The organism is Streptomyces sp. NPDC048196 (genome assembly GCF_040652715.1).
Taxonomy (GTDB): domain Bacteria; phylum Actinomycetota; class Actinomycetes; order Streptomycetales; family Streptomycetaceae; genus Streptomyces; species Streptomyces siderophoricus.
In genome coordinates this window covers 55,972-81,825 of sequence record NZ_JBEZMM010000037.1, presented here as the reverse complement: position 1 = coordinate 81,825, position 25,854 = coordinate 55,972, and the positions used below count along the sequence as shown (strand labels likewise).

Genomic DNA, 25,854 nt, shown 5'->3' with positions numbered 1-25,854 from the left:
CGGGAGGGGACGGGCCGGTGGGGCCGGTTGTGTGGACGTAAAGCGTCAGCAGTCCACACAACCGGCCCCGGAGGTCCGTCACCGCACCCGACACCCACCCAGCCCGCCGCAGGCGCAACGGCGAGACCACCCGCGGCGCAGCAGACAGCTACGTGCGCGGCGCCGCAAAGCGCACCCGCGAGCAAGCCCCGCGGCGGGAAAGACAGCCACGTACGGTGCGCCGCAAAGCGCGAAACGGCGGGATGCCCCGCGGGGGGACAGACTGGTACGTACGGGGGCGCCGCAAAGCGCACCCGCGAGCAAGCCCCGCGGCGGGAAAGCCAGGTACGTGCGGGGGCGCCGCAAAGCGCACCCGCGAGCAGGCCCCGCGGCGGGAAAGCCAGGTACGTACGGGGCGCCGCAAACCGCGCAACGCCGCGCGCAACGCCGAGAAACCACCACGGCGGGACAGCCGAGTACGTGGGGAGGCCGGCCATGGCCGACACCGGTGCCCCCGCCGCACCGCGCGCCCTGGTCACCGGCGCCACCGGCTATCTCGGTGGCCGCCTGGTGCCCGAGCTGCTCGCCGCCGGATACGCCGTCCGGGCGCTGGCCAGGACACCCGAGAAGCTGCGCGACCACCCCTGGGCGGGGGCGGCGGAGATCGTCCGCGGCGACGTCACCGACGCCGGCTCGATGCGCCGTGCGCTGGCCGGCGTCGACGTCGCGTACTACCTCGTGCACGCCCTCGGCACCGGCCGGCGGTTCGAGGAGACCGACCGGCGGGCCGCGCGGATCTTCGCCGAGGAGGCCCGCGCCGCCGGCGTGCACCGCATCGTCTACCTCGGCGGACTCACCCCGCGCGGCATCCCCGAGCGGGACCTCTCACCCCACCTGCGCTCCCGGGCCGAGGTCGCCGACATCCTGCTGGCCTCCGGCGTGCCCACCGCCGTGCTGCGCGCCGCGGTCATCATCGGCTCCGGATCCGCCTCCTTCGAGATGCTGCGCTACCTCACCGAACGGCTGCCGCTCATGATCACGCCGAGCTGGGTGCGCACCCGCATCCAGCCCATCGCCGTCCGTGACGTGCTGCGGTACCTGGTCGGTTGTGCCCGGCTCCCCGCCGACGTCAGCCGCACCTTCGACATCGGCGGCCCGGACGTCCTCACCTACCGCGACATGATGCAGCGCTACGCGCGGGCCTCCGGGCTGCCGGAACGGCTCATCCTGCCCGTCCCGGTGCTCACCCCCGGCCTGTCGAGCCTCTGGATCGGCCTGGTCACCCCCGTCCCGCCGGGCATCGCCCGGCCGCTGGCCGAGTCGCTGCGCCACGAGGTCGTCTGCCACGAAAACGACATCGCCCGCTACGTCCCCGACCCGGACCCGCCGGGCCACCCGCTGCCCTTCGACGAGGCGGTGGACCTTGCGCTGCGCCGGGTGCGGGACGCCCAGGTCGTCACCCGCTGGTCCGGCGCCGCCGTACCGGGCGCGCCCAGCGACCCGCTGCCCACCGACCCCGACTGGGCCGGCGGCAGCCTCTACACCGACCGGCGGGAGGTCACCGTCAACGCCCCGCCGGAGACGCTCTGGCAGGTCGTGGAGGGCATCGGCGGGGAACACGGCTGGTACTCCTTCCCGCTCGCCTGGGCGGTGCGCGGCTGGCTGGACCGGCTGGCCGGCGGGGTGGGACTGCGCCGCGGCAGGCGGGACGCCGGCCGCCTCCGGGTCGGCGACTCGCTCGACTTCTGGCGCGTCGAGGCGGCCGAGCCGGGGCGGCTGCTGCGGCTGCGCGCCGAGATGCGGCTCCCCGGCCTCGCCTGGCTGGAGATGACGGTCGCCCGCGACGCCGAGGGCCGCACCTGTTACGCCCAGCGGGCGCTGTTCCATCCGCACGGGCTGACCGGCCATGCGTACTGGTGGTGCGTCGCGCCCTTCCACGCCGTGGTGTTCGGCGGTATGGCCCGCAACATCGCGGCCGCCGCCGAGGCCGCGGCCGCCACCCGACCGGCGTGAACTCCGCACCCCCGCACGCCGCTTCCGCGTACGCCTTGGCATGCTGACGGGATGACGAAACGGGTGGGACGGGAACGAGACACGGCGGTCGTGGTGGGCGCCGGACCGAACGGGCTGGCCGCGGCGGTCACGCTGGCCCAGGCCGGCCTGAAGGTGACGGTCTTCGAGGCCGCCGACGAGATCGGCGGCGGCGTCCGCAGCGGTGAGCTGTTCGCCCCCGGCCTGCTGTTCGACCACTGCTCCTCGACGCATGTGATGGGCGCCGGCTCGCCCTACCTGAGCACGCTGGACGTCGCGGCGCACGGGCTGGAGTGGTGCCGGCCGGAGATCGACCTCGCCCATCCGGTCGACTCCGGCGGCGCGGGCGCACTGTACCGGTCCCTGGCGCGGACGGCGGACGGGCTCGGCGCCGACGGCCCGGCGTGGCGGCGGCTGTTCGGCCCGCCGGCCGCCGACGCCGAGGTGCTCACCGACGCCGTCATGAAGCCCCTCCTGCGGGTGCCCCGGCATCCGGTCCGGCTCGCCCGCTTCGGGCTGCGGGCCCTGCAGCCCGCCACCGCGCTCGCCGGCCGCTTCCGCACGGAGGAGGCGCGCGGCCTCTACGGCGGGGTGGCGGCGCATCTCTTCGGACCGCTGAACGGGCCCGCCGCCGCATCCGTCGGACTCATGATCATCGCGGCCGGTCACCGGTTCGGCTGGCCGGTCGCGAAGGGCGGCTCCGCCGCCATCGCCCGCGCGCTGGCCGGACTCCTCACCGCCGCCGGCGGCCGGATCGAGACCGGCGTGACCATTCGCTCGCTCGCACAACTCCCGCCTGCCGCAACGGTGTTGCTCGACCTGGCCCCGGCCGCCGCGGCATCCGTGATCGGCGACCGGCTGCCGCCCCGGGTCCGCCGCGCCTACACCCGCTACCGGCACGGCCCCGGCGCCTTCAAGCTCGATCTGGCGGTCGAGGGCGGGGTGCCCTGGCGCGCCGACGCCTGCCGGCGGGCCGGCACCGTCCACCTCGGCGGCAGCTTCGCGCAGATCGCGGACGCCGAGCGGCAGGTCCACCGCGGGCGGATGCCCGAGCGCCCGTTCCTCCTGGTCTCCCAGCAGTACCTCGCCGACCCCGGCCGCTCCGCCGGCGACGTCCACCCGGTCTCCGCGTACGCCCATGTGCCGCACGGCTACCGCGGTGACGCCACCGCCGCGATGCTGGCGCAGTTCGAGCGGTTCGCCCCCGGCACCCGCGAGCGGATCGTCGGCCTCACCGCCACCTCGACCGCCGACCTGGAGCGCGGCAACGCCAACTTCGTGGGCGGCGACATCATCGGCGGCGCCAACACCCCGCTGACCCTGACGATGCGTCCGCGGATCGCGCTGGACCCGTACGCGACGGGTGTGCCGGGGGTGTACCTCTGCTCGGCGTCGACCCCGCCGGGCGCCGGCGCCCACGGGATGTGCGGCCACAACGCGGCACGCTCGGCGCTGCGGGCGCTGGGCATGGGCTGACGGCGGCCGCCGGGCGGGCTGCCGGGACCGCCGTCGGCCGCCGCGCGGTCAGCGGTGGGTGACCACGCCGGGCGCCATCCGGCCGCAGTTGGAGCCCGAAACGCTGACGCTCACCGTCTCGATCGCGCCGCCCCAGTCCACGCACCGGCCCTTTGCCGGGAGATACACCGGACCGGCGTAGGTGGTGTATTGGCCGCTGTCGTAAACCCACTCGGAACTGCCGTCGGTGGCCGTGAGATACGTGTAGACGTACACCGGCTTTCCGGGGCTGTTCCGCACCGTCACGACACAGTTCTTTCCGGTCTTCGCGCTGTACGTCAGGTACACGGTCCCCTTTCCGGTGACCGGTACGGAATTCACCACACGGTAGCCGCTGCCGCAGGCCCCGTTGTACGCGGCGGCGGTCGGTGCGGCGGTTGCGGTGGTCGCCGTGGCCATCGTGGCGAGTCCTGCCACGGCGAGTACGGCGGATCCTGCGATGGCACGTGAACGCTTCATGGGAATACCCCCGTCGGGTGGGTGCGTCGCGTGGTCATTTCGCAGTGTTGGACCCGGATCGGCACGGAAAGGTTGTAGCGCCACGGGAATTGCCCGTTGTTCGAATCGAGTTGTCGATACCCGGTGCCGGTGCCGGTGCCGGTGCCGGTGCCGGTGCGGCGGTGCGTGCCAGGCAGGGCGCCGGACGGCGAGACGGCCGGTCCCCGGCGCCCGATGACGGGGCGCCGGGGACCGGCCGGAAGCGGAGCGGTGGGTGGGCCGCCGGTCAGTCGTCGTCGTCCTCGCCGTACGCGAGGACCTTCAGCCGGCTGTAGCTGCCGTTGAAGCGGTTGCGGTCACCGACCGGGTGGCCGTGGGAGGTGTGCTGCCAGATGCTGTGGTATCGCCAGCCGCCCGGCAGCGCGCCGACGGACGAGCCGTAGCGCGGGATCCACAGCGGATTGTTGCGGCCGAACTTCCCGGAGTTTCCGGTGCACCGCTTCCACCAGTTCGTGGACGTGTAGATGACCGGGTCGCGCCCGGCCTCCTCCCGGTAGGTGCGCACGAAGTCGTGGATCCAGCTGATCATCCCCTTGGCGCTCTTGCCGTAGCAGGTCGCGCCGTAGGGGTTGTACTCCATGTCGAGCGCGCCGGGCAGCGTCCTGCCGTCCCGGGACCAGTCGCCGCCGTGGTTGGCGAAGAAGCGCGCCTGGGTGGCGCCGCTGGAGTGGTCGGGCAGCGCGAAGTGGTAGGCGCCGTGGATCATTCCGGCGTTGTACGAGCCCCGGTACTGCTGGGTGAAGTACGGGTTGGTGTAGTTGGTCCCCTCGGTGGCCTTGACGTACGCGAAGCGCACCCCCGACCTGCGCAGTGACCACCAGCCGACCTTGTGGTTGTGGCTGGAGACGTCGACCCCGGCCACCCCCCTCCTGCCGTACGAAGCCCGCGGCTCGATGCCGCCGGCCCGGTCGACGCCCTCGTGGAGCGCGATGGTGGAACCCATCCAGTCCGCGTCGGGGTGGGCGGGTCTCTTCGCCGCGTCGGTCGCCGTGGCCGATCCGGGCAGTGCGAGGGGCAGAGCGAGCACGGAGAGGAGAGAAACGAGCGTTCCGGCCGTGGCGACTTTACGGCGGGCCGGACCGGATCTGCGCAAGGGCATCGCATGCCTCCGAGGCCTTCGGTTGAGTCAGGTACGGCAGGATTTGAGCAGAATTCTGCCGATAAGAGACTTATACGCAGAGCTGCCTGACTCTATGACCCAACAGGCCGTCGGTCCGCCGACCGGCCCCGCATCTCACCCGTCCGGCGGGCAGGGACGGTCACCCCCCGTCGGCCGGGCCGGCCCCCGGACCGAACAGAGCGGGCCCCGGCTGTGCCGGGGCCCGCTCCGCGCGCAGCGGCGAACGCGCCATTCCGCCGCTTCGCAAGCTGCTCCTCATGGCGGGCCGGTCGGGCCCGCGTTTGTGATCCGTCTCTCCCGTGACCTGGTGGTCCGGTGACGCCGGCGGGATCGCCGGCGACGGCTCCTCGCCGTCGGCTCAGTAGGCCGAGTTGACGTTGTCGATCGAGCCGTAGCGGTCGGCCGCGTAGTTGGCGGCGGCGGTGATGTTGGCCACCGGGTCGGTCAGCTTGTTGGCCGTGCCGGAGACGTGGTAGCGGTCGAAGGTGGGCTGGATCACCTGCAGGAGGCCCTTGGACGGGATGCCGTTGATGGCGTTGATGTCCCAGTCGTTGACGGCGTTGGGGTTGCCGCTGGACTCGCGCATGATGTTGCGGTGCAGGCCCTCGTAGCTGCCCGGGATGCCCTTGGCGTGCATGATGTCGAGCGCCTCGCGGATCCAGCCGTCGAGGTTGTTCGGGTAGTTCTTCACGGCCTTGCGCTCGGCGGAGCGGTTGGCGGCCTGCTGGGCGGTGTGCTGCTTGGCGACCGCGGTCACCTTGATGTGGTCGGCGACCGAGGCGGTCACCGGGCGGCCGGTCTGGGCGTCGTCGGCCTTCTTGGCCGGCAGGCCGTTGGCGCTGACGGGCTTGACCGCGGCCGGAGCGTGCTCAGACGCAGCCTGTGCGGTGTCCGGGGCGGAGGTGAGCGCCAGACCCGAGGTGGCACCCGCGGCGGCCAGAACGGCCACGGCGACCTTGTGGGTACGGGTGATGCGGGTCATACGGACAGCGCGGGGCAGGGTGAAGCTGGGCATGCAGAGGGACCTCTTCCAGGTACGGGATCGGGGAGCGGCCTTTGGCGGCGCGTTGCGTACCGGAGGTCTTTGCCGCGTTCGCCCTTGGGGCGTTCACCGCGACTCGCTCTCGGCGCGTCGGAATCCATGTTTAGCGACGGTCCGGAATCGAGGCAATGGTGCTCTGTACTACCCATCTTCGTGAGAAAACCCGCTCCCTGAAGTAATGAGCGTTTCCCACCGCGTTGACCTGGAAAAGCGGCGGCTTCCATCGACTAGGCGTGGTCGTAAGTGACGTACATCGCGTGCCGCGGGTCACCTGGAAGCGGCCGGAAAGCCCGCGTTATCGGGGTGCTTAAGTTGCCTGGCTCACACCGCAATTACCGCCCGGCCGCACCGTTTCATGCACCGGCCGCGGCCGATTCATCCGCCCGGCTGCCCGTTGTGGGCCAGCAGGATTCGATAAATGTGGTGCGGGGCACTGATGCTGAGCCCAAAAGGGCGGCATTTGTGCGCCAATTCACGTGCGGCAAGACCGCTGTGCCTTTCCGGCCGGTGCGCCCTGGGGCACGGCGCGGGCTCGGCCGTTGGGGACGCCGCCGCTACGGCAATACGGCGGTGCTGCTGGTCCGTTCGCAGCAGCGCCCCGGACTGTCGCATGACGGCGCGGCCCCGACTCCCTGACAGTGACACCCACACAGTCGTCACTCACCGTAGGGAAGTGCTCATGCTCCGTCGTATTGGGGTTGTTGTCACCGGTCTTCTCGTGACCGGCGTCCTTGCCGCGGGGTCCGCGGCCGCGGCGCCCGTCGACGACCACCACCACCTCTCTCCCAGGGAAGAGGCGGGACTTCGCTTCGCCGGCGACGTGCTCGACGCGCTCTTCGGTGGTGGCCCGGCCCGGCACGGCCGCTACTGACGGCCCGCCCGAAGGCCGGAGAACGGCAGTGGCCCCACCCGCGCGATGCGGGCAGGGCCACTGGACGTGGAGGTGCTACTGGCGGCTCAGTAGGCCGAGTTGACGTTGTCGATCGAGCCGTAGCGGTGCGCCGCGTAGTTGGCGGCGGCGGTGATGTTGGCCACCGGGTCGACCAGGTTGTTGGCCGTGCCGGAGACGTGGTAGCGGTCGAACGTGGGCTGGATCACCTGGAGCAGGCCCTTGGACGGGATGCCGTTGATGGCGTTGATGTCCCAGTCGTTGACGGCGTTGGGGTTGCCGCTGGACTCACGCATGATGTTGCGGTGCAGGCCCTCGTAGGAGCCCGGTATGCCCTTGGCGTGCATGATGTCGAGCGACTGGCGGATCCAGCCGTCGAGGTTGTTCGCGTAGCGCTTGGGAGCGGCCTTCGGCTTGGCCTTGGGGGCGGCCTTCGGTGCCTGGGTCAGCGCCTTGCGCTCGACGGAACGGCTGGCGGCGTCCTTGGCCGTGCGGCCCTGCTTCTCGACGGCGGTGACCTTCAGGCCGTCGGCGACGGACGACGCCACGACCCGGTCCTTCTTGCCGTCGTCGGCACGGTCCTTGGCGGTCAGCGGCATGCCGTCGGCGCTGACCGGCTTGACCGCGGCCGGTGCGTGCGCGGACGGCGTCGCGGCATCGCTCGGCGCGGCGGTGAACGCCAGCGCGGCGGCGCAGCTCGCGGTGGCCACCAGGGCCGCGGAGGCCTTGTGGGCGCGGGTGATGCGGACGTTCCGGGCGGCGCGGGGCAGGGCGAAGCGGGGCATGCGGATGTGACCTCTTCCAGAGCTTGGTGGCGGGGGAGGCGGCCTTCGGTTGGCGCGTGAGGACCGAGGGTCGTTTCCGCGCTCGCCGCTCCGGCGGAGTTCGCAGACGTTCTCGGTGCTACCCGGAACATGGTTAGCGCCCGCCCTGGAGGGTGGCAAAGAGGTGTTGTACTACCTCTCTTCGTGACTTGAGGAGAGATGTCCGATATAAATTCCTGATTTTCCCCGAAATGCAGGCGTCACTTCCCTGCGGCCCTCGACTAGGAATGGCCGTACGTGACGTACGTCGCGTGCCCGGCATCACCCGGAACCGCCCCCGCGCCCCGCTCGGGACCCCCGCCGGAGTTACCCCGCTCACACCCCGCGGCCCGGCCCGCAGGCCCCGCGCGCAAAGGAAAAGCGGCCCCTGCGAAGTCCGCAGGGGCCGCTTTCCTCTAATCGCCGGGGACAAACCCGGGGAATCTCGCGGTCTCGGTCCGGGCCTACCCCACCGCAACGGAAGGAAGCTCCGGGAAAGCGCCGCCACGAGCCGGTGGCGGCGTCGGGCGCGGCACCGGGGCCAGCGCGGGGGCGCACTCCAGCGGTCCGTCGTGAAGAACCGCGCCGCCAACTCCGCGACGTCCTCGGCCCGTTCGAGCACCACCCGGTGCTCCGTGTCGGGGACGGTCAGCAAGCGGCTGCCGGGAATCCGCGCGGCGAAGGCCCGCTGCCGCTCCGCGGACGTCATCGTGTCGTGCTCACCGCTGAAGACCAGCGTGTGCACCTCGGGCGGCACACCGGAGAAGTCCGGGCGGTCGGTGAGCGCGCGGCCCAGCGCATCCGCCGCATGGGGCGAATGCCGTGCCGCGTGCAGCAGCGTCCGCCGGACGCACCGCCGCGCCGGCGCCCGCCGGGTGACGTACCGGTCCTCGTCGAGGCGCATCAGGGCTTCGGTGACCCTCGTCGCGAAGGTGCCGGCATCACCGTGCGCGAGGTGGCCGGCGGCCCCGCCGCCACAGCGCCGGCTGCCCGCCGGTCAGGGGCGCGGGCATACCGCCGAGGGCCGGCCGCGCGATCCGCCCGGGCACCCGCCGGGCGCACCCGTACGCGAGGCCCGCCCCGTAGGAGAAGCCGAAGAGGTTGATCCGCGGCATGTCCAGGTCGTCGATGATCCGCTCCAGGGCGGCGCACAGCAGACCGTGGGCCGGCCCCGGCGGCAGCGGATCGGCGGTTCCCATTCCGGGCAGATCGGCGGTCACCACGTCCGGCACCGGGCCCAGCCGGTCCTCCATCTGCCGCCGGCCGAACATGCCCCGCAGCGCGCCGCCCAGCACCACGACCGGTTCGGTGACCGGCGCCGGGGCGCGCAGCGGCCGGTTGGCGAAGCCCGCCCCGTGCACCGACAGTGACCGGGCCGTCTCGTCGTGCAGGGCCGCCGCCTAGCGGGTCAGCACGAGGGCGGCGTTGTGCCCGCCGAAGCCGAGCGACGTCTTGACCGCACAGTCGAAGGACGCCCGCCGCGGCTGCTGCCGCACGATCTCCAGCGGCAGCTGCGGATCGGGCACGTCGAGGTTCGCGGTCGGCGGCACCAGCTGCTCCTCCAGCGCCAGCACGGTGAGCGCGGTCTCGATGCCGCCGGCCGCGCCCAGCGTGTGGCCGGTCATCGCCTTCGTGGACGTGACCAGCGGATGCTCGCCGATCACCCGCCGCAGCATGGTGGCCTCGATCAGGTCGTTGACCACCGTCGACGTGCCGTGCGCATTGACGTGTCCGACGTCGCCGGGCCGCACCCCGGCGTCGGCCATCGCGGTGCGCAGCGCCTGCTCGATGCCCTTGCCCTCGGGATCCGGGGCGACCGCGGCATAGGCGTCGCTGGAGGCCCCGTAACCGCTGACGTGCGCCCGGACCGGCGCCCGGCGGGCCGCCGCGTGCTCGGGTCGCTCCAGTACGAGCAGACCGGCGCCCTCACCGACCACGAAACCGTCCCGGGCGGCGTCGAACGGCCGGCAGGCCGCGGCCGGGTCCTCCCGCCGGGTGGAGACCGCCTTCATCCGGCAGGCGCTGGCGATCAGCAGCCGGGAGATCGGCGACTCGGCACCGCCGGCGATGGCGATGTCGCAGGCCCCGGTGCGCAGCAGCTGGTGGGCGGTGCCCAGGGCGACGGTCCCGGAGGAGCAGGCCGTCGCCACGCCCAGGCTGGGGCCGCGTACCCCGAGGTCCATGCAGACGCTGCTGGCGGCGCCGTTGACGACGGTCAGCGGGGCGAGCTTGGGGGAGACCCGGCGGGCGCCGCGCTCGGCCATCGCCGTGCTCTGCTGGTCGTAGAAGGGCAGCCCGCCGTGTGCGGAGCCGATGACCACCGCGACCCGGGAGCCGTCCCAGGTCTCCGGGTCCAGGCGGGCGTCCGCGATCGCCTCGCGGGCCGCGATCACCGCGAGCTGCGAGAAGCGGTCCATCAGCCGCTGGGCCGCCACACCGAGCTGCTCGGTGGTGTCCAGGTCGGAGGTGTACATGAAGTCACAGGGCAGATCGGCGAGTTCGGGGTGCGGACGCACCCCGCCGGGCCGGGTGTCCTGGGTGACCGAGTGCCAGGTGGCCTTGGCGGTGGCGCCCGCCGCGGTCACCATGCCCAGTCCCGTCACCGCCGCGGAGAACGGCTGCCGGCGGGCCGTCACGCCGTGACCGGAAATCGCTGGGCGGGGCATTCCTGGACCGGCGGGGCGTGGACAACTTCTGCCGCATTCACGTGGCGTTCCTCCGCTTGTTGGCGTGCCGCCCACCGCGTCATGGACGGGTCTCGCCGGTGGCCCGGCGGTTTGGCCACTCTTTATACGCCTTCGTCCTGTTGAGCCCCCAACCGTGGTAACTCAATGGGGTGATGGGGGCGGCGGGAAGCCGGGCACGCCATCCGGCCGGCCGTGGCGCGCGGGGGTCTCAGGACGCGTCGAGGGCGCCGGTCACCCGCCCCAACAGGCCCCGCAGCGTGCGCAGTTCCTCAAGGGTCAGGCCGGTGGCGGCCAGGATCCGGCGGGGGACCGGCAGGGCCGCCTCGCGCAGCCCGTCGCCCGCCGGGGTCAGGTGGACGGTGACCGACCGCTCGTCCTCGGTGCTGCGCTCGCGGTGCACCAGGCCGGCCGTCTCCAGGCGCTTGAGCAGCGGGGAGAGGGTGCCGGAGTCCAGCCGGAGCCGCTCGCCGATGGCCTTGACCGGCTGGGCGCCGTGCTCCCACAGGACCAGCATGACCAGGTACTGGGGGTAGGTGAGGCCCAGGTCCTTCAGGGCGTCCCGGTAGACGCCGCCGAACGCCCGGGAGGCGGCGTGCAGGGAGAAGCAGACCTGGTGGTCGAGGCGGAGCAGTTCGGCGTCCGGCGGAAGCGTGGTCATGGCTCCAGGTTAGCCGGGCAGGCATTTAAGTTGTGCACAATCTAGTTGCGCGCAATGTAAATCTCTGCGACAGTGGGACCCGTCGGGCGGCCGGGAAGCGGCCGCCCCACAGGTGAAGGGACACACCATGGACGCGCTGTACACCGCCGCCGCCACCGCCAACGGCCGCGAGGGCCGGGCCGTCAGCTCCGACGGCACGATCGACCTCGCCCTGGCCCTGCCGCCCGAGCTCGGCGGCAACGGCGCCGGCACCAACCCGGAGCAGCTCTTCGCCGCCGGCTACGCGGCCTGCTTCGCCAGCGCGATGAGCAACGTCGCCCGCCGCATGAAGCTCGACACCAAGGACGTGTCGGTCACCGCCGAGGTCTCCCTCGGCAAGGACGGCGAGGGCTTCGGCCTCGGCGTCGTCATGCGGGTGGAGCTGCCGGACACCCTGGCGGGCGAGACCGGCCGCCGGCTGGTCGAGGCCACCCACGAGTTCTGCCCCTACTCCAAGGCCACCCGCGGCAACATCCCGGTCGAGCTGGTCATCGAGTAGGACGGTGCCGGCGGATCAGCCCCGCGTAGTGCCGTCCGCCGGCCTTCAGGGTGCGGGCCCGGGGCGCGTGGCCGACGTGCAACAGGCCGAACCGCTTGCCGTGGCCGTGGGCCCACCCGAAGGTGTCGATCAGGGACCAGGCGAAGTGCCCGGCGAGCGGCGCACCCCGCCGGGCCGCCCGGCGCAGGCCCTCGACCGCCCCTCGATCCGATGGGCCGACGTGGCCACGCCCCGGACGAAGCCGTCCGGCAGGGCGGCGACATCGATCCGTCCGGTCACGGCGTTCCTCTCCGCCAAGCGCCTCTCGGCACACGTCATTTGACGGCACCGGCGGTCAGCCCGGCGACCAGAAAGCGCTGCAACAGCAGGAAACCGGCCACCACCGGCACGCTGACCACCAGGGACGCGGCCATGACCTGGTTCCAGTACACGTCGTTCTGCGTGGCGTAACCCTGCAGCCCGACCGACAGCGTGCGGGTGGTGTCATTGGTCATCACCGAGGCGAACAGCACCTCGCCCCACGCCGTCATGAACGCGTACACCGCGACCGCCACGATCCCCGGCAGCGCGGCCGGCACCACCACCCGGAGCAGCGCCCCCGGCGCCCCGCAGCCGTCCACGTACGCCGCCTCGTCCAGCTCCCGCGGCACCGACGCGAAGTACCCGGTCAGCATCCAGATCGAGAACGGCAGCGAGAACGTCAGATACGTCAGCACCAGACCGCCCCGGGAACCGTAGAGCGCCACACCGGTGGCGTTCCCGATGTTGACGTAGAGCAGGAACAACGGCAGCAGGAAGAGGATGCCCGGAAACATCTGCGTGGACAGCACCGTCACCGTGAACACCCGCCGGCCGCGGAACCGGTACCGGCTGACCGCGTACGCCGCGCACACCGCGATCACCACCGAACAGACCGTCGCCGACCCCGCCACGATCAGCGAATTCACGAAGTAGTGCGCCAGCGGCACGGTCCGCCAGATGTCGAGGTACGGCCGGACGGTCAGCTCGCTCGGCAGCCACCGGAACCCGCCCGAGACGTCCCGCAGCGGCTTCAGCGAACTGCTCAGCATGACGTACACCGGCAGCAGCACGAAGCCGGTCAGCGCGGTCAGGAAGATCCGGCGCGCCCAGCGGAACGACCGGGACGGCGCGGTGGGCGAGGCCCCGCGCCGGGCCCGGGGGCATCCGCGGACCGGCGGGCGCGGCGCACGGACAGCCGGGCGGGCAGCGGTGTCAGCCATCGGCGTGCTTCCTTCCGCGGGACGTCACCAGCAGGTAGCCGGCCGTCACCACCAGCAGGAACAGCAGCAACAGCACGGACATCGCCGACCCGGTGCCGAAGTTCCAGGTGGCGAACGACGCCTGGTAGATGTGGACGGACAGCAGATCGGCGGACTTCGGCGCGGCCTTCCCGAACAGCACGTACGGCGTGTTGAAGTCGTTGAACGTCCACAGGAACAGCACCAGCACCAGCACCTGGTTAACCGGCCGCAGCGACGGCAGCGTGATCCGCCACAGCTGCCGCAGCATCCCCGCCCCGTCCAGCGCCGCCGCCTCGTACAGCTCCTTCGGGATGCTCTGCAACGCGGCCATCACCACCAGGAACGCGAACGGCCAGGTCTTCCACACGGCCACCACCAGCAGCGCCACGAAGCTGTTGTCGCCCAGCAGCCAGAACGGCCGGCCGCCGGTCAGGTGCAACTGGTCGTGCAGCACATGATCGACCAGCCCGCCGTCCCGCTGGAACATGAACGCCCAGGTGATCACCGCGGCATAGACCGGCAGCGCGTACGGGACGAGGAACACCGCCCGCAGCAGACCCCGGCCGCGGAAACCCTCCTGCAGGAAGACCGCCGCCGCCGTACCGAGCAGCCAGCACAGCCCGACCACCAGCACACTGAACACACACGTCACCCAGAACGAGTGCAGCAACGCGGCACCCACCGGAGCGTCCACGCCCACGACCACCCGGTAGTTGCCCAGCCCCTTCCAGGGCGCCGCACCCCAGTTGCCGAGGAAGAACTGGGTCAGCCCCCGGAAACTCATCACGACGCCGATCACCATCGGCACGAGATGGACCAGCACCTCCACGACCAGCGCCGGCAGCAACAGCACATACGGCAGGCCGGCACGACGCAGCCGGGCGAAACGCACCACAGCGGACCCGCTCACTTCGCCATCTGCTGCTCGGCCTCGGCCAGCCGGGCCCGCACCGACGCCGTGGTCACCGGATGCCCGGCCGCCGCATCGGCGAACAGGTCCTTGATCGCAGTGCCCACCGACGTCTCGAACTGCGCCTCATCGGGGATCTGCGGCAGCGGCGCGGCACTCCTGGTGAGCGTCTCCCGCAGCACCCTGGTGTCCTTCCGGTCGAACGCCGGGTCCCGCTGGGCGGCCTTGACCGGCGGTATCGAACCGTACGTCCTGTTCAGCAGCCGCTGCTCGGCGTCGCCCGTCAGGAACTTCACGAACTTCCGGGCGCCGTCGAGGTTGTGGGTGTTCTTGAAGACCGCGACGTTGATGCCGGCGAGCATCGAGTTGGTCCGCCGGCCGGCTCCCGGGCGGCCGGACGGCACCGGCACCGGCACGACGCCCCAGTCCGACGGCTTCATCCCGTCCGCCGCGAACGTCGTCGCAGCGGCCTGCCACAGCACCATCGCGGTCCGGCCGGTCGCGAAGTCCCGCAACGACTGGTTCTGGCCGTACTCGGCGTTCCCCGGCGCGATGATCTTGTCCTTGGCCATGAAATCGACGTACTGCTCGACCGCCGCGACCACCCCGTCCGAGGTGAACGCCGGCTTGCCGGCCGCGTCGAAGAAGTTGGCACCGTGCTGCTTGCCGAGCACGAACGCCTGATGGACGTTGTTGGCCAGCTGCCCGCCCTCGGCCCCCAGCCCCCACCTGCCGCCCTTCGCCACCTTCTTGCCCGCCGCGACCAACTCGCCCCAGGTCGCCGGGGGTTTGCCGATCCCGGCCTCCTTGAACATTCGCTTGTTGTAGTAGAGCGCGTACGTCAGCGAATACAGCGGCACCGCGGCCGGGTCCTTGCCCGCCGCCCCCGTCGCGGCCAACGCCGGCGCCGCGAACCGGTCCCGCCCGCCGATCGCCGCGAAGTTCTCCTTGTCCCACGGCAGCAGCGCGCCGGTGGCCTGCAACGACGCCGACCAGGTGTTGCCGATGTTGAGCACGTCCGGGCCCTGGCCCGACGTGGTGGCCGCCAGGACCCGGTTCAGCAGATCGGGCCAGGGAATGACCTCCAGCTTCACCTTGATCCCCGTCCGCCGCTCGAACTTCTTCAACTCGGGGCCCAGGAGCTTCTTGTCCGCCTCGACGTTCGGCCCCTGATTGGACGCCCAGTACGTCAACGTCCTTGGGGAATCGTTACTGCCCCCGCCCACTGGGCTCGTCCCGCCACCGCAGCCCGACGCCGCCGCGGCGAGCGCGGCGACGAGGGCGGAGACGGTCGCGACTCGGAGTATGCGCATGACGGATACGCCTCTCTCTGAGGAGTCCGAGGGCCGGCCATGTTCAGGTCCTGAACGGCCTCAAGGCTTAACTTCCGGTGTGAGTTAAAGCCTGAGAGGCGGAGGCGTCAAGGGAACGCACGGCGGGGAGGGGTGGGCCGGCTGCTGTCAATCTGCTCCCGCCGACGGTGAGTTGACGGCGGACACCGCGCCGCAGGTACTACGAGGACCGGCCGGTGCGCTCCCGCTCCGCCTCCACCGGCGCCGGCGGAACGCCCACGGCCCCGGCGGGCAACGGACCGAACCACCGCCCCCGTACGAACAGCAGGGCCACCGCACACGCCACCGGCCCCGCCCCGCAGCTCAGCCCGAACGCGGCCCGGTACCCGTACGCCTCGGCCAGCGGACCGGCCACCACCGCCGCCACGCACTGCCCGATGATCAGCCCGGCCCCCAACAGGCCCATCGCCTCGCCCATCCGCGCGGCCGGCGCGATGCGCTCCCCGAGCCCGAACACCGCGATCAGATGCGGCGCCACCGCCACCCCGATACCCGCGATCACCAGCGACGCCCCGACGAACCCGTCCACCGCCGGCAGCGGCAACACCAGCAGCGTCTGCGCCACGATCGCCCACCGCAGCCGGACCGTCAGATCCCGCTTCACCGGCAACGCCGTCGTCACCAGCCCGGCCAGCGTACTGGTCACCGCCATCCCGCCCCACACGAACCCGGCCATCCCCGCATCCCCCAATTCCTTGCTCAGCGCGCTGACACCGGCGTTCGCGCCACCCCAAATCACCCCCTGCCCCAACGCCATCACCCACAGCACGATCAGCCCGGGCGACACCAGCGGGACCCCGGCGGCCGCCACCCGTCCGGTCCGCACCGGTCCCGGCGCCGTCGGATGCACCGCGAACAGCACCCCGCACACGGCACCGAGCACGGCTGCCAGCAGGAGGCCGGCCGCGGGGTGGCACAGGACCACGACGGTGGCCGCCAGCGCCGGCCCCACCATGAAACTGATCTCGTCGATCGTCGTATCCAGGGACAGCGCACGCCCGGTCAACTCCTTCCCGTCGGGGCCTGTCGGAAGGACGGAGGCGAGCTCAGGGCCATCAAAACCTTCGGCCGGGGCCGAGGCGGGCTCGTGGCGCTCGGGGCCGTCCGCCGGGGCCGAGGCGGGCCCTCGCCGTCCGGGGCCCTCCGCACGGGACGCGGTCAGCACGCTCCACCGCGTCCGGGACAACGGCCCCACCTGCGGCATCGTCGCCCCGGTCAGCCCCGCCAGCACGGCCTGCACCGCCGCCGGCAGACCGACGAGCACCGCCCCTACCAGCGCCACGATCACGCCCGCGTTGACGAGCGAGGCCACCAGGATCACCGGCCGGTGCCCCCGCCGGTCGGCCAGCCGCCCGACCGGCGCCCCGCCCACCGCCTGCCCGAGCCACAGCATCCCCGCCACGACGCCGGCCCGGCCGATCCCGTCCACCTCGGTGAGCAGCAACAGCGTGCCGATCGGACACAGCGCGGCAGGCAACCGCGCCAGGAACGAGAGCACCGGCAGGCCCACCCCGGCGATCCCCACCACCGCCCGCACCCCGGCCCACGCCGACCGGGACCGCGTGGCCTTCACGCCGTCCCCGCCCGTGCCACGCCGGACCGTGCCGGCCCCGCACCCCTGCCCATCTCTCCCCCGTCCGCAGACCTCCCTCAGTAGACCGGAGGCCGACCATCCGGAACCATCCGCACGTCCTCCGAAACCACGCCCGGGAAAGCGGCGCGGGTGTGGAGGAACGCCCAAGTGCGAGGCGGGGGAGGAGAGGAGACCCCGTTGCCTCAGGCGTCGTCGGCCGCGTACACCCGCTGCCCCCCGACGAACGTCTGCAGCACCCGGGTCGCGGCGATCTCCTCCGGCGCTCCGTCGAACGGGTCCCGGTCCAGGACGACCAGGTCGGCCAGCTTGCCCGGCTGGATGCTGCCGGTCTCGTCGAGGTGGTTGGCGTAGGCACTGCCGGCCGTGTAGGCGGCCAGCGCCGACCCCAGGTCGAGCCGCTGCTCCGGCAGGAAGACCGGCACCGAGGGCGACGCCTCCGGGACGCGGCGGTTGACCGCGACGTGCAGCGCGGCCAGCGGATCGGGCGAGCTGACCGGCCAGTCGCTGCCCGCCGCGAGCGTGGCCCCCGACCGCAGCAGATCACCGAACGGGTACTGCCAGGAAGCCCGTTGGCTCCCCAGGAACGGAATCGTCAGCTCGTCCATCTGCGGCTCGTGCGCCGCCCACAGCGCCTGGATGTTCGCCGTCGCCCCGAGCCGACGGAAACGCGGCACGTCATCGGGGTGAACGACCTGGAGATGCGCGAGATGCGGCCGGGTGTCGCGCCACCCGTTCGTCCGCCGGGCCGCCTCGACCGCATCGAGCGCCTCCCGCACGGCCCGGTCGCCCAGGGCATGGAAGTGCACCTGGAACCCTTCCGCATCCAGCAGCGTGACGTACGTCCGCAGCTCCTCGGGGTCGATGAACGAGATCCCGCTGTTGTCGGAGGCACAGCCGCACGCGGTGAGGTAGGGGCCGAGCATGGCCGCCGTGTGATTCTCCGCGATCCCGTCCTGCATGATCTTCACGCTCGTGGCCCGCAACCGCCCGCCGGTCAACTCCTCGCGCTTGGCGATGAGTTCGGGAATCTGCTCCGCGCCCCGCGCCCGGTCCCACCACAGCGCCCCGGTCACCCGCGCGGTCAGCCGGCCCTCGCTCCGGGCGGCCACATAAGCGGGGACGGCGTCGGCGATGCCCGGGGCGCGGCCCAGCATCGCGTCCTGCCAGGCGGTCACGCCGTAACTGTGCAGCAGACGCTGCGCCCTCAGCAGTCCGGCGGTCCGCTCGGCGATCGTCGGCTCCGGGACCAGGTCGGCCACCAGCCGCATCGCCCCCTCCTGCAGCATGCCGGACGGATGACCGTCGGCCTCCCGCTCGATCCGCCCGTCGGACGGGTCCGGCGTACCGGCGGTGACCCCGGCCCGTTCCAGGGCACGGGAGTTGGCCCAGCCACCGTGGTGATCGCGGTTGACGAGGAACACCGGCCGGTCCGGTACGAGGGCGTCCAGGAACTGGCGGGTGGGCATCCCGCCCGGGAAGGCCTCCAGGGACCAGCCACCGCCGGTGATCCACGGCGCCTGTGGATGTGCGGCCGCGTACGAGCCGATCAGCTCCCGGTACGCGTCCGCGGTCTCCGCAGCGCTCAGATCGCACTGCGCCAACTCCATACCGCCGCCCACCGGATGCACGTGCGCGTCCTGGAATCCGGGGATCAGCAGCTTGCCGCGGAGGTCGACGACCTCCGTGCCCGGCCCGATCAACTCCCGTACGTCCGCGTCGTGCCCGACGGCGACGATCCGCTCCCCGCGCACCGCCACCGCCCCGGCCCGGCTGCGCGCGGCGTCAACGGTGTGCACGGGACCGGAGAGAAAGACGAGATCGGCGGGGGAGGCGGAAGCCGTGGTGGTGGAAGAGGTGGGGGAGGTGGGGGAGGTGGGGGCAGGAGTGCGGGGGGCCATCTTGCGGGTGCTCCAGGGGTGTTGGTGGTGGAGGTGGTGTTGGAGTTGTTGGTGATGGTTGTGCTGGTGACCGTGCTGGTTGCTGGTGGCGGCTTACCGCTCACCGCTCACCGCTCACCGCTTACGGCTCACGGCTTGCCGGTTTCGGGCGGCGGGTTGCTGATCATTCTTGTCGCTTCGGCCGTCAGCCGTCCGAAGGTGAGGGCAAGGGGGGAGGCGGCGAGGCCAGGGCGATGGCCCCGCCTCCGTCCCCGTCCATCGGCAAGGTGAGCGCATCCGCGTCCGTCCCCTGCCCGGTACGGAAGTACGGTGCGTGCCGTACCCACTTGGCCCAGGCCGCGGCCGCCAGCCCCAGCAGGATGAAGACGGCCGGCAGCGCCAGCATGAACCAGCCGTTGTCCGGGCTCATCGCGAAGTGGTCGCTCATCGTCGCGTAGTCCCAGACGAGGTAGCCGCCGAGCCCGAACAGCACCAGCGCGCTCGCCGCGGGCACGACCACGTCCCGCAGTGCGCGGACCGCACCCTGGCGCAGGCTGTCGCGGAAGCGCACCGCGCAGGCGAGCGCGGTGAGCCCGTAGTAGAGGGCCACCGTGAGACCGATCGAGTTCACCGCGGTGAGGATCATGTCGTTGAGCTGGGGGATGCCGACGGCGAGGACGGCGATCAGCGCGGCGATCGCCATGATGACCAGCGTGCCGACGGCCGGGGAGCCGTAGCGCGGGTGCAACCGCTGCCACACCGGGCCGAGCGTCCGGTCGCGCGCCATCGCCAGCGCACCGCGGGCGGTGGGGATCACGCTCGACTGCAGCGAGGCGAAGGCGGAACACATCAGCGCCGCCAACGGCAGCGAGGCCCAGGGCTCCGGGGCCAGTTTGGCGCCGAGGAAGGTGAGCGCCTGTGGCCCGTTGTGGACGAGTTCGCCGGTGCTCATCACCCGTTGGAAGGCGACCGCGCCGACGAGGAACAGGCCCGCCATCACCACCAGGGCGATCAGCCCGCCACGGGCCGCGTCCGAGGCGTTACGGGTCTCCTCGTTGACGCTGAACGCCGCGTCCCAGCCCCAGTAGATGAACACCGCGAGCACCATCCCCTGCGCCAGCGCCTGGGGTGAGCCGATGTCGAACGGGTTCAGCCAGGACAGCGAGAACGGCTGGTCCCCGACGACCAGGGCGTAGCCGCAGAAGACCAGCAGCACCGCGTACTCGAAGACCAGCAGCCACCACTGCAGCCGGGTCGCGGCACGTACGCCCGTGATGGCGGTCACCGTGACGGCGACCAGCGCGACGAGTCCCACGGCGGTGCTGATGCCGGTCGATCCCGGATCCAGCCGCAGTCCCCACACGCTGTGCAGGCCCGCCTTGTTGAGGAACTGCAGCACCACCGACCCGGTCACCGCGCCCGTGTACGCCATGAAGACCACATTGCCGACCAGCACCACCCACCCGGTGATGAACCCTGGCCAGGGGCCGATCGTCCGGCCGACCCAGGTGTAGCCGCTGCCGCAGTTCGGCTCGGTCCGGTTGAGCCGGGCGTACGAGAGCGCGATGCCGAGGATGGGCAGACACGCCAGCAGCAACAGCGCGGGCGTCTGCCGCCCCGCGTACGCGGCCAACGAGCCCATCCCGATGCCGATGCTGGTGGTGGCCGCGGTACTGGACGCGGCGATCGCCACCCCGTCCTTCACCCCCAGCGCGCGGCGCATACCCACGCGGTTCTCGGGTTCCTGTGGCAGTGCGGAGGACATGGCATCGACTCCTTGGAGGGGGAGGGACGAGGCGGGGGGAGGGGGCGAGGCGGGGTGCGTCCGAGGGAGGGGAGGGGAGGGGCTGCGCCCCAAGGGAGGTGAGGGGCGGCTGTGGGGCGACTTGAGGCGGTGGTGTGGCGAGGTGAGGCGCCAAGGAGGCGGTGGTGGGGCGACAGTCAGGCAGCGGTGAGGCGGTGGTGTGGCGACAGTGAGGCGGCAATGAGGCGGCTCTGCCGGTACGGGTCGCCGGTAGCGGGCCGCGGGGGCGCTGATGTCCGCCGATGAAACAGCCCCCGCAAGCTTGTGTCAACGGTGTTGACGTAACCTGGTGGAGAGCTGGTGATTAACTGGGCCCTGGCCGCCCTGGCCGCCCTGGCCGAGGCGGGACGGCCTTCCATGGGGCACCCTGCTGCGGCCCCAACTGCGGGGCCCGATCAGGGCCTGGACGAGACCACGGAGCCGGACAAGGCACCGACAAGGCACCGGACACTTGGACCTGGACAAGGGCAAGGAGCTTGCCGGCGCAAGGGGTTGAGAATGCGCCGGTAGGGCAGGCATCGGGCGGTAGCGGGGGTGGTGGAGGGTGGCGGGCCGGGCCGAGACCCGGCGACAGATCCCGAGGGGAACAGCGTGTCCCCAGCGGAGCACAGAAAGAGGTTCGGCGTGCCAGACAGTGACCGCGTCCGCGATCGAGGGCAGACCGACCGCGCGCCGACCGACCGCGTCCAGGCCGAGCGGGTCCAGGCCGAGCGGGTCCCGACCGACCGGGTCCCGACTGACCGGGTCCCGACCGACCGGGCCCCCACCGACCGTGTCCCGGCCGAGCGCAAACGGCGCCGGCCGACCAGCTCAGGCGTGGTGCTGTCGGCCGACCTCATCGTCGACACCGCCTGCCGACTGATCGACGCCCACGGTGCGCAGGCGTTCACGGTACGCAAACTGGGCGCCGCACTCGGCGCCGATCCCTCCGCCGTCTACCGCTACTTCCGCAACACCGAGGACCTGCTGCTCGCCCTGGCCGACCGGCTCATCGGCGAATCCATGACGGGCTTCACGCCCAGCGGGGACTGGGCCGCCGACCTGCGCGACTTCGGCCTGCGTGCCTACCGCTCCGCACTGCGCCATCCGCAGATCGCGGTCTTCAGTACCCTCCGCGTCACCGGCCGGCCACATGAGCAACGGGCCGTCGACACCGGCATCGGCCTGCTGCTCCAGGCCGGCTTCGACGAGGCGAGCGCGGTCCGGCACTACCACGCCCTCGTCGACACCGTCCTCGGCCATGCCGCGCTGGACGCCGGCGTACTGCTGCTGGCCCCCGCCCAGCGTGCGGCGGACGAACGGGCCTGGCACGCCGCCTACGGCACCCTGCCCGTCGACGAGGTCCCCAGCCTGCACCGCGTACGCGACCACCTCCCCCTCATGGCCGGCTCCGCCGTCGAACCCGCCCTCGACCTCCTCCTCAAGGCCCTCCGCCACGAAGCGCCCAACAGCACCTCCTGAGTCGCCTCCGCCCCTCCCTCTGCGACTCCGATCTCAACCTCCGATCTCCGATCTTGGCTCTTAGCTCTCCGGTCTTCTGGCCAGGCGATCCGATCCACCCCCAGAGGAAGGCCCGGAGGAACCCCGGGGAACCCCCAGGGGAACTCCCAAAGGAACCCCCAGTGGAACCCTCCGAGGAACGTGATCACGCATATAGGGACAACCCGGGCATTCCTCTCACGTCAGTGCAAACATGAGGCATGTCCTCTAGACGGCTGACGCTCCTCCGGGGACGACGGGAACTGCGTCATCTGCTGGTGCTGCTCCCGATCGGCCTCGTCGCGGCCGTCTGCACGATCGACCTTCTCTCGCCGCCCCATATCCACCTCGGGCCCCTCCTGGTTGCGGCCCCCGCAATCACCGCGGCCTTCGCCGGCCCCTGGCTGACGGCTGCGATCGGGGCGCTCGCGGTCGCCGCCCAGGTGTTCATCGGCGTGGCGCGCCACGTCCTCTCCACGGAGAACCTAGAGGCGCAGATCGCCGCGCTGGTGGTGGTCTCCGCGCTGGTCGTCCTCTTCGCCGTCATCCGGGACCGCAATGAGCGCCGCCTGATCAAGAGCCGTTCGGTCGCCGCGGTGGCGCAGCAGGTCCTGCTGCGCCCGCTGCCCGGACGCAGCGGCCCTCTGGAGATCGCGTCGCTGTACCTGCCGGCCGAGGAGGAGGCGGAAATGGGCGGCGACCTCTTCGCCGCGGCCCGCACCCTCTCCAGCACCCGGCTGATCATCGGCGACGTCCGCGGCAAGGGCCTGCCTGCATACGGCCACGCCGCCCTCCTCCTCGGCGCCTTTCGCGCAGCCGCCCACCGCCAGGCCACCCTGCCCAACCTCGCCCGCCACCTGGACGGAGCCGTCCGCTGGGACAGCAGCCAGTGGTCCACCACCCCCACAGCCGGCCCCCAGGGAGCAGAACGACCGGCCGCCGCCCCGCGAGGCGCGAAACGGCTAGCCGATCCCGAACAGGCGCAACGCACGGCCAGCTCCCAAGGAACGGAACCGGTAGCCGATCCGGGGGGCACGCAACGTGCGGCCGGCTTCCATGGCGCGGAACGGGCAGCCGATCCCGAGGGGGCGCAACGTGCCGCCGGTCCCCAAGGGTCGGAACTGGTAACCGATTCCAAGGGACCGCAACGGGCGGCTGGCCCTCCAGGGGCCGAACGGGTAGCCGATCCCGACGAGGGGCCGCAACGCGCGGCTGGCCCCCAGGGAACGGAACGGGTAGCCGATCCCGAGGGGGCGCAACGCGCGGCTGGTCCCCAAGGATCGGAACAGCTAGCTGATTCCGAGGGACCACAACGGGCGGCAGATCCCCAAGGGGCGGAACGGATGACGGCCAGCCTCCGAGGGGCGGAACGTGCGGCTGGCCCGCAAGGGCCGGCGCAGACGGCCGGCTCACCCCGCCCCCGACAGGCCCCCACACCAGGCACCGACCCTGCCCCTGACTCGACCCCGCCCCCTGCCCCTGCACCGACTCCGACCCCTGCCCCGAGCCCCGCCCCTGCCTCAAGCCCCGCCCCTACCCCTGGCCCGACCCCGACCTCTGCTCCGACACCTACCCCGACCCCCACCCCCGCCCCGAGCCCCACCGCCGCCCCACCCCGGACCCCCACCCCTGCGCCTGATCCCGCCTCTGCAGCGCCGCTCGCCCCCACGCCGATGTCGGAGCTCTCCGCCAGCCCCATCCCCGACTTCGCGCCCGCCGACGCTCCCGGTCCCGACCCGGGCCGGGGCCTCCCCGAGCCCGAAGAGACGTTCGCCACCGTCGCACTGCTGGACATCCCCGACCGCGCGCCCGTACTCCACACCATCACCTGCGGCCATCCCCCCGCCCTGCTCCTACGCGACGGGGCGGCCCTCACCCTCCACCCCGAGCGGCCGGCGCTGCCCATCGGTCTGGGCGGCTTGCCGGGCGCCCCCGCCTACGAGGTCGAGACGTTCCCGTTCGAGCCGGGTGATCTCCTGCTCCTCTACACGGACGGCGTGACAGAGGCCCGGGACGCCCAGGGCGCCTTCTACCCCCTCGCCGAGCGCGCCGGTGCCTGGAGCGGCTGCGGCCCGCACCAGCTTCTACGGCACCTGCGAGCGGATCTCCTGGCGCACACCCGCGGCAAGCTGGGCGACGACGCCGCAGTCGTCGCCGTACGACGTCTCCCCGCACCCCCGCCGGCCGCCCCATGACACCGCCCCACGCCCGCGCCCCCATCGACGGCCGAACGGCACCCATCAGCCCCGAACAGCCCCCGTCCCGGACGCCACGTAACTCCCGTGCCATCTCATCGACGCCCCAACCGGCCCCCCACTCCCGCTTACCCACCCAACCGATACCCCTTCCCACGCCCACCGACCGCCCGCACGCAGGGCCGAAATATGCCCCAAACCACCCCATAAGCACCTACCCCTCCCCCTGACGCTTCCTCAGCGCCGCCCCACTTGATAGACACGTCCGAATCATCCGCAAGTGGTATGGACGCGCACCATGAACGACCGCAACACCCCGGACGACCACATAGCCGAGCCGCCCGAGATCTTCGAGTTCGACCTCACCGCCCACGAAGCCCGACGGAGGGCCGAAGTCGTCGCCGCGCTGGGCGACACCTGGGACCCCCTCACGGTGATGGAGGACGAGGCGGCCGCCCACCGGCTCCTCTACTCGGACCTGGACGCCGACCAGCAGGCCACCTACGACATGCTGGTCGCCGCCAACGTGCTGCCGCCGTCCGAGCAGGGCTGAGCATGCTGCCGCTCGACCCCACCGCCGACATCGGGCGACGCGCCTGGATCCCGTGCCCCCGCTGCGAGGACCACCAGGACTGCGGAACCTGCCTCGACGGCCGCACCTGCACGACCCACTGGCGCTACCTCCTCTCCAACAAGGGCAGCGTGCTCCACCTGCAATGCCCCAACTGCACCCACCTATGGACCTGGCAATCCGGCTTCGGCGCAGCCGGCCACCCCACGCCCTGACACCGGGCCCACCACGGCCGACCGCAGCTCCCTCCAAGCCCCACGAGCCGGATCGCCCGCCCGGCCCCACCCCGCCCCTCCTCTGCGCACCCCCTCCTCCGCGCACCTCCTCTCCGCGCACCTCCTCCAGCTCCCAGCTCTTCAGGATTCCTCCTCCTGCTCCCGCCCCTCCAAGCTCCCCTCCTGCTCCCTCCCAGATACGCCACCCCCCCCCGCGGAGCCCCCCCGCCTAGCCTCCCCATAGGCCGTAGGCCGCGCCGAGCGCCTTCTCCGCCGCAACGGCACGACTCGCCTGCACCCACAACGGCGCGACCCGCTGCGACTTGCCTGCACCCACAACCGCACGACCCCGCTGCGCCCCGCCCCTCTCCATTGGTGCCCGTCACGGCATTGATCGTCCGGGCCGTCGGAACAATCACGGCACCGACCACCACGGCCCGCGCCAGGGCCTGCAGCGTGTACGCCACGTCCTCGCCGCCCAAGAACGTCCTCGCGCCGGCCAGCACGTACACCCGCCGGCCGAGGTAGCGAGGCGCGCGCAGATGCGCCGCGCATTGCCCGCAAGCTGCTCGAAGCGACGGACGCCCTGATTCTCGGCCCGCATCAGCGTGAGAAATACCGCCCGCCCGCATCGTCGTCCCCGGCTCCAGGGGCCAGGGCTCGTCCTGCCGGAGCAGCCGCAGACATTCGGCAGGGCACACCTCCTGCGCCGAGACTCCCTCCTGCACTCGTCGATCTCCTACGGACCTGGAAAGGACCCGTCGGGCGGCCCACGTGTGGCGACGGGCGGCCGAGATCTGTGCGACATGCCCGGCCCACCCGGGGGCGCCCAACG

Annotated in this window: 25 protein-coding genes and 1 pseudogene; 9 read left to right on the top strand and 17 right to left on the bottom strand. The window is 72.1% G+C overall.

The genetic code is table 11. From position 1 onward, the window contains the following. The first annotated feature begins 474 nt into the window (after positions 1-474). A complete protein-coding gene (locus AB0E02_RS28695; protein ID WP_362144213.1) occupies positions 475-1,992 on the top strand; it encodes an SDR family oxidoreductase in 1,518 nt (505 codons plus the stop codon). Between the two features lie 51 nt (positions 1,993-2,043). Beyond that, positions 2,044-3,486: an NAD(P)/FAD-dependent oxidoreductase gene (locus tag AB0E02_RS28690; protein ID WP_362144211.1), complete on the top strand. Its 1,443-nt coding sequence runs from the start codon at positions 2,044-2,046 to the stop codon at positions 3,484-3,486. Between the two features lie 48 nt (positions 3,487-3,534). On the opposite strand, the gene AB0E02_RS28685 is transcribed toward AB0E02_RS28690, so the two are convergent. The 3 genes from AB0E02_RS28685 to AB0E02_RS28675 form a co-directional block, all read right to left on the bottom strand. After that, entirely contained in the window at positions 3,535-3,984 is a 450-nt protein-coding gene (locus AB0E02_RS28685) for a spore-associated protein A (RefSeq protein ID WP_362144208.1), read from the bottom strand. Positions 3,985-4,249: 265 nt separating this feature from the next. After that, entirely contained in the window at positions 4,250-5,122 is an 873-nt protein-coding gene (locus tag AB0E02_RS28680) for a lysozyme (protein WP_362144205.1), read from the bottom strand. 379 nt (positions 5,123-5,501) lie between these two features. Next, positions 5,502-6,158 (bottom strand): transglycosylase SLT domain-containing protein, encoded by a 657-nt coding sequence (locus AB0E02_RS28675; RefSeq protein WP_362144203.1) that lies wholly within the window; start codon positions 6,156-6,158, stop codon positions 5,502-5,504. Positions 6,159-6,864: 706 nt separating this feature from the next. On the opposite strand from AB0E02_RS28675, the gene AB0E02_RS28670 reads away from it, so the two are divergent. Then, complete coding sequence (locus AB0E02_RS28670) at positions 6,865-7,056, top strand: hypothetical protein (RefSeq protein WP_362144200.1); 192 nt, start codon at positions 6,865-6,867, stop codon at positions 7,054-7,056. 86 nt (positions 7,057-7,142) lie between these two features. Here the strand turns inward: AB0E02_RS28670 and AB0E02_RS28665 are convergent, their stop codons facing one another. From AB0E02_RS28665 to AB0E02_RS28645, 5 genes are all read right to left on the bottom strand, one after another. Next, on the bottom strand, positions 7,143-7,859 hold the full coding sequence (locus AB0E02_RS28665) for a transglycosylase SLT domain-containing protein (protein ID WP_362144197.1): 717 nt from the start codon (positions 7,857-7,859) through the stop codon (positions 7,143-7,145). A gap of 133 nt (positions 7,860-7,992) precedes the next feature. Continuing rightward, positions 7,993-8,586, bottom strand: coding sequence for a hypothetical protein (locus tag AB0E02_RS28660; RefSeq protein WP_362144222.1), 594 nt, complete (start codon positions 8,584-8,586; stop codon positions 7,993-7,995). A gap of 232 nt (positions 8,587-8,818) precedes the next feature. Continuing rightward, the gene (locus AB0E02_RS28655; RefSeq protein WP_362144194.1) at positions 8,819-9,238 is read right to left on the bottom strand and encodes an alpha/beta hydrolase; all 420 of its coding nucleotides are present in this window, start codon (positions 9,236-9,238) and stop codon (positions 8,819-8,821) included. Between the two features lie 39 nt (positions 9,239-9,277). Beyond that, entirely contained in the window at positions 9,278-10,543 is a 1,266-nt protein-coding gene (locus AB0E02_RS28650) for a beta-ketoacyl-[acyl-carrier-protein] synthase family protein (protein WP_362144191.1), read from the bottom strand. Positions 10,544-10,772: 229 nt separating this feature from the next. After that, positions 10,773-11,222: a MarR family transcriptional regulator gene (locus AB0E02_RS28645; RefSeq protein WP_201810913.1), complete on the bottom strand. Its 450-nt coding sequence runs from the start codon at positions 11,220-11,222 to the stop codon at positions 10,773-10,775. A gap of 127 nt (positions 11,223-11,349) precedes the next feature. Here AB0E02_RS28645 and AB0E02_RS28640 point away from each other — a divergent pair, with 127 nt between their 5' ends. Beyond that, the gene (locus tag AB0E02_RS28640) at positions 11,350-11,760 is read left to right on the top strand and encodes an organic hydroperoxide resistance protein (RefSeq protein WP_030416450.1); all 411 of its coding nucleotides are present in this window, start codon (positions 11,350-11,352) and stop codon (positions 11,758-11,760) included. Here AB0E02_RS28640 and AB0E02_RS28635 read toward each other — a convergent pair. The 7 genes from AB0E02_RS28635 to AB0E02_RS28605 all read right to left on the bottom strand — a co-directional run bounded on the left by AB0E02_RS28635 (position 11,750) and on the right by AB0E02_RS28605 (position 20,520). After that, complete coding sequence (locus tag AB0E02_RS28635; RefSeq protein WP_362144187.1) at positions 11,750-12,073, bottom strand: family 1 glycosylhydrolase; 324 nt, start codon at positions 12,071-12,073, stop codon at positions 11,750-11,752. The two genes, AB0E02_RS28640 and AB0E02_RS28635, sit on opposite strands and share 11 nt — an antisense overlap. Position 12,074: 1 nt before the next feature. Further along, on the bottom strand, positions 12,075-13,001 hold the full coding sequence (locus tag AB0E02_RS28630; protein ID WP_362144184.1) for a carbohydrate ABC transporter permease: 927 nt from the start codon (positions 12,999-13,001) through the stop codon (positions 12,075-12,077). Further along, positions 12,994-13,932, bottom strand: coding sequence for a sugar ABC transporter permease (locus AB0E02_RS28625; RefSeq protein ID WP_362144181.1), 939 nt, complete (start codon positions 13,930-13,932; stop codon positions 12,994-12,996). The genes AB0E02_RS28630 and AB0E02_RS28625 overlap by 8 nt, the downstream gene beginning before the upstream one ends. Then, positions 13,929-15,245 carry a sugar ABC transporter substrate-binding protein gene (locus AB0E02_RS28620; RefSeq protein ID WP_362144178.1) on the bottom strand — a complete coding sequence of 439 codons (1,317 nt, stop codon included), beginning with the start codon at positions 15,243-15,245 and terminating at the stop codon, positions 13,929-13,931. Before AB0E02_RS28620 ends, AB0E02_RS28625 begins: the two co-directional genes overlap by 4 nt. A 199-nt stretch (positions 15,246-15,444) precedes the next feature. Then, positions 15,445-16,857, bottom strand: coding sequence for an MFS transporter (locus tag AB0E02_RS28615; RefSeq protein WP_362144174.1), 1,413 nt, complete (start codon positions 16,855-16,857; stop codon positions 15,445-15,447). Positions 16,858-17,060: 203 nt separating this feature from the next. Further along, positions 17,061-18,776, bottom strand: coding sequence for an amidohydrolase (locus AB0E02_RS28610; protein ID WP_362144171.1), 1,716 nt, complete (start codon positions 18,774-18,776; stop codon positions 17,061-17,063). 184 nt (positions 18,777-18,960) lie between these two features. Further along, positions 18,961-20,520 (bottom strand): APC family permease, encoded by a 1,560-nt coding sequence (locus AB0E02_RS28605; protein WP_362144168.1) that lies wholly within the window; start codon positions 20,518-20,520, stop codon positions 18,961-18,963. A 663-nt stretch (positions 20,521-21,183) separates the two neighbouring features. On the opposite strand from AB0E02_RS28605, the gene AB0E02_RS28600 reads away from it, so the two are divergent. Further along, positions 21,184-22,020, top strand: coding sequence for a TetR family transcriptional regulator (locus AB0E02_RS28600; RefSeq protein ID WP_362144165.1), 837 nt, complete (start codon positions 21,184-21,186; stop codon positions 22,018-22,020). A gap of 221 nt (positions 22,021-22,241) precedes the next feature. On the opposite strand, the gene AB0E02_RS28595 is transcribed toward AB0E02_RS28600, so the two are convergent. Together AB0E02_RS28595 and AB0E02_RS28590 are read right to left on the bottom strand one after the other, a co-directional pair. Beyond that, complete coding sequence (locus tag AB0E02_RS28595; RefSeq protein WP_362144226.1) at positions 22,242-22,505, bottom strand: hypothetical protein; 264 nt, start codon at positions 22,503-22,505, stop codon at positions 22,242-22,244. A gap of 18 nt (positions 22,506-22,523) precedes the next feature. Continuing rightward, the gene (locus AB0E02_RS28590; protein ID WP_362144224.1) at positions 22,524-22,823 is read right to left on the bottom strand and encodes a hypothetical protein; all 300 of its coding nucleotides are present in this window, start codon (positions 22,821-22,823) and stop codon (positions 22,524-22,526) included. Here AB0E02_RS28590 and AB0E02_RS28585 point away from each other — a divergent pair. From AB0E02_RS28585 to AB0E02_RS28570, 4 genes and pseudogenes are all read left to right on the top strand, one after another. After that, positions 22,806-22,853 (top strand): annotated as a pseudogene (locus AB0E02_RS28585) (hypothetical protein); the annotation flags it as partial. The gene AB0E02_RS28590 and the pseudogene AB0E02_RS28585 sit on opposite strands and share 18 nt — an antisense overlap. An 858-nt stretch (positions 22,854-23,711) precedes the next feature. Next, positions 23,712-24,233 carry a PP2C family protein-serine/threonine phosphatase gene (locus tag AB0E02_RS28580; protein WP_362144219.1) on the top strand — a complete coding sequence of 174 codons (522 nt, stop codon included), beginning with the start codon at positions 23,712-23,714 and terminating at the stop codon, positions 24,231-24,233. A gap of 298 nt (positions 24,234-24,531) precedes the next feature. Further along, the gene (locus AB0E02_RS28575) at positions 24,532-24,786 is read left to right on the top strand and encodes a DUF6400 family protein (protein WP_030417345.1); all 255 of its coding nucleotides are present in this window, start codon (positions 24,532-24,534) and stop codon (positions 24,784-24,786) included. A 2-nt stretch (positions 24,787-24,788) separates the two neighbouring features. Next, positions 24,789-25,019 (top strand): hypothetical protein, encoded by a 231-nt coding sequence (locus tag AB0E02_RS28570; protein ID WP_362144162.1) that lies wholly within the window; start codon positions 24,789-24,791, stop codon positions 25,017-25,019. Positions 25,020-25,854: the final 835 nt, after the last annotated feature.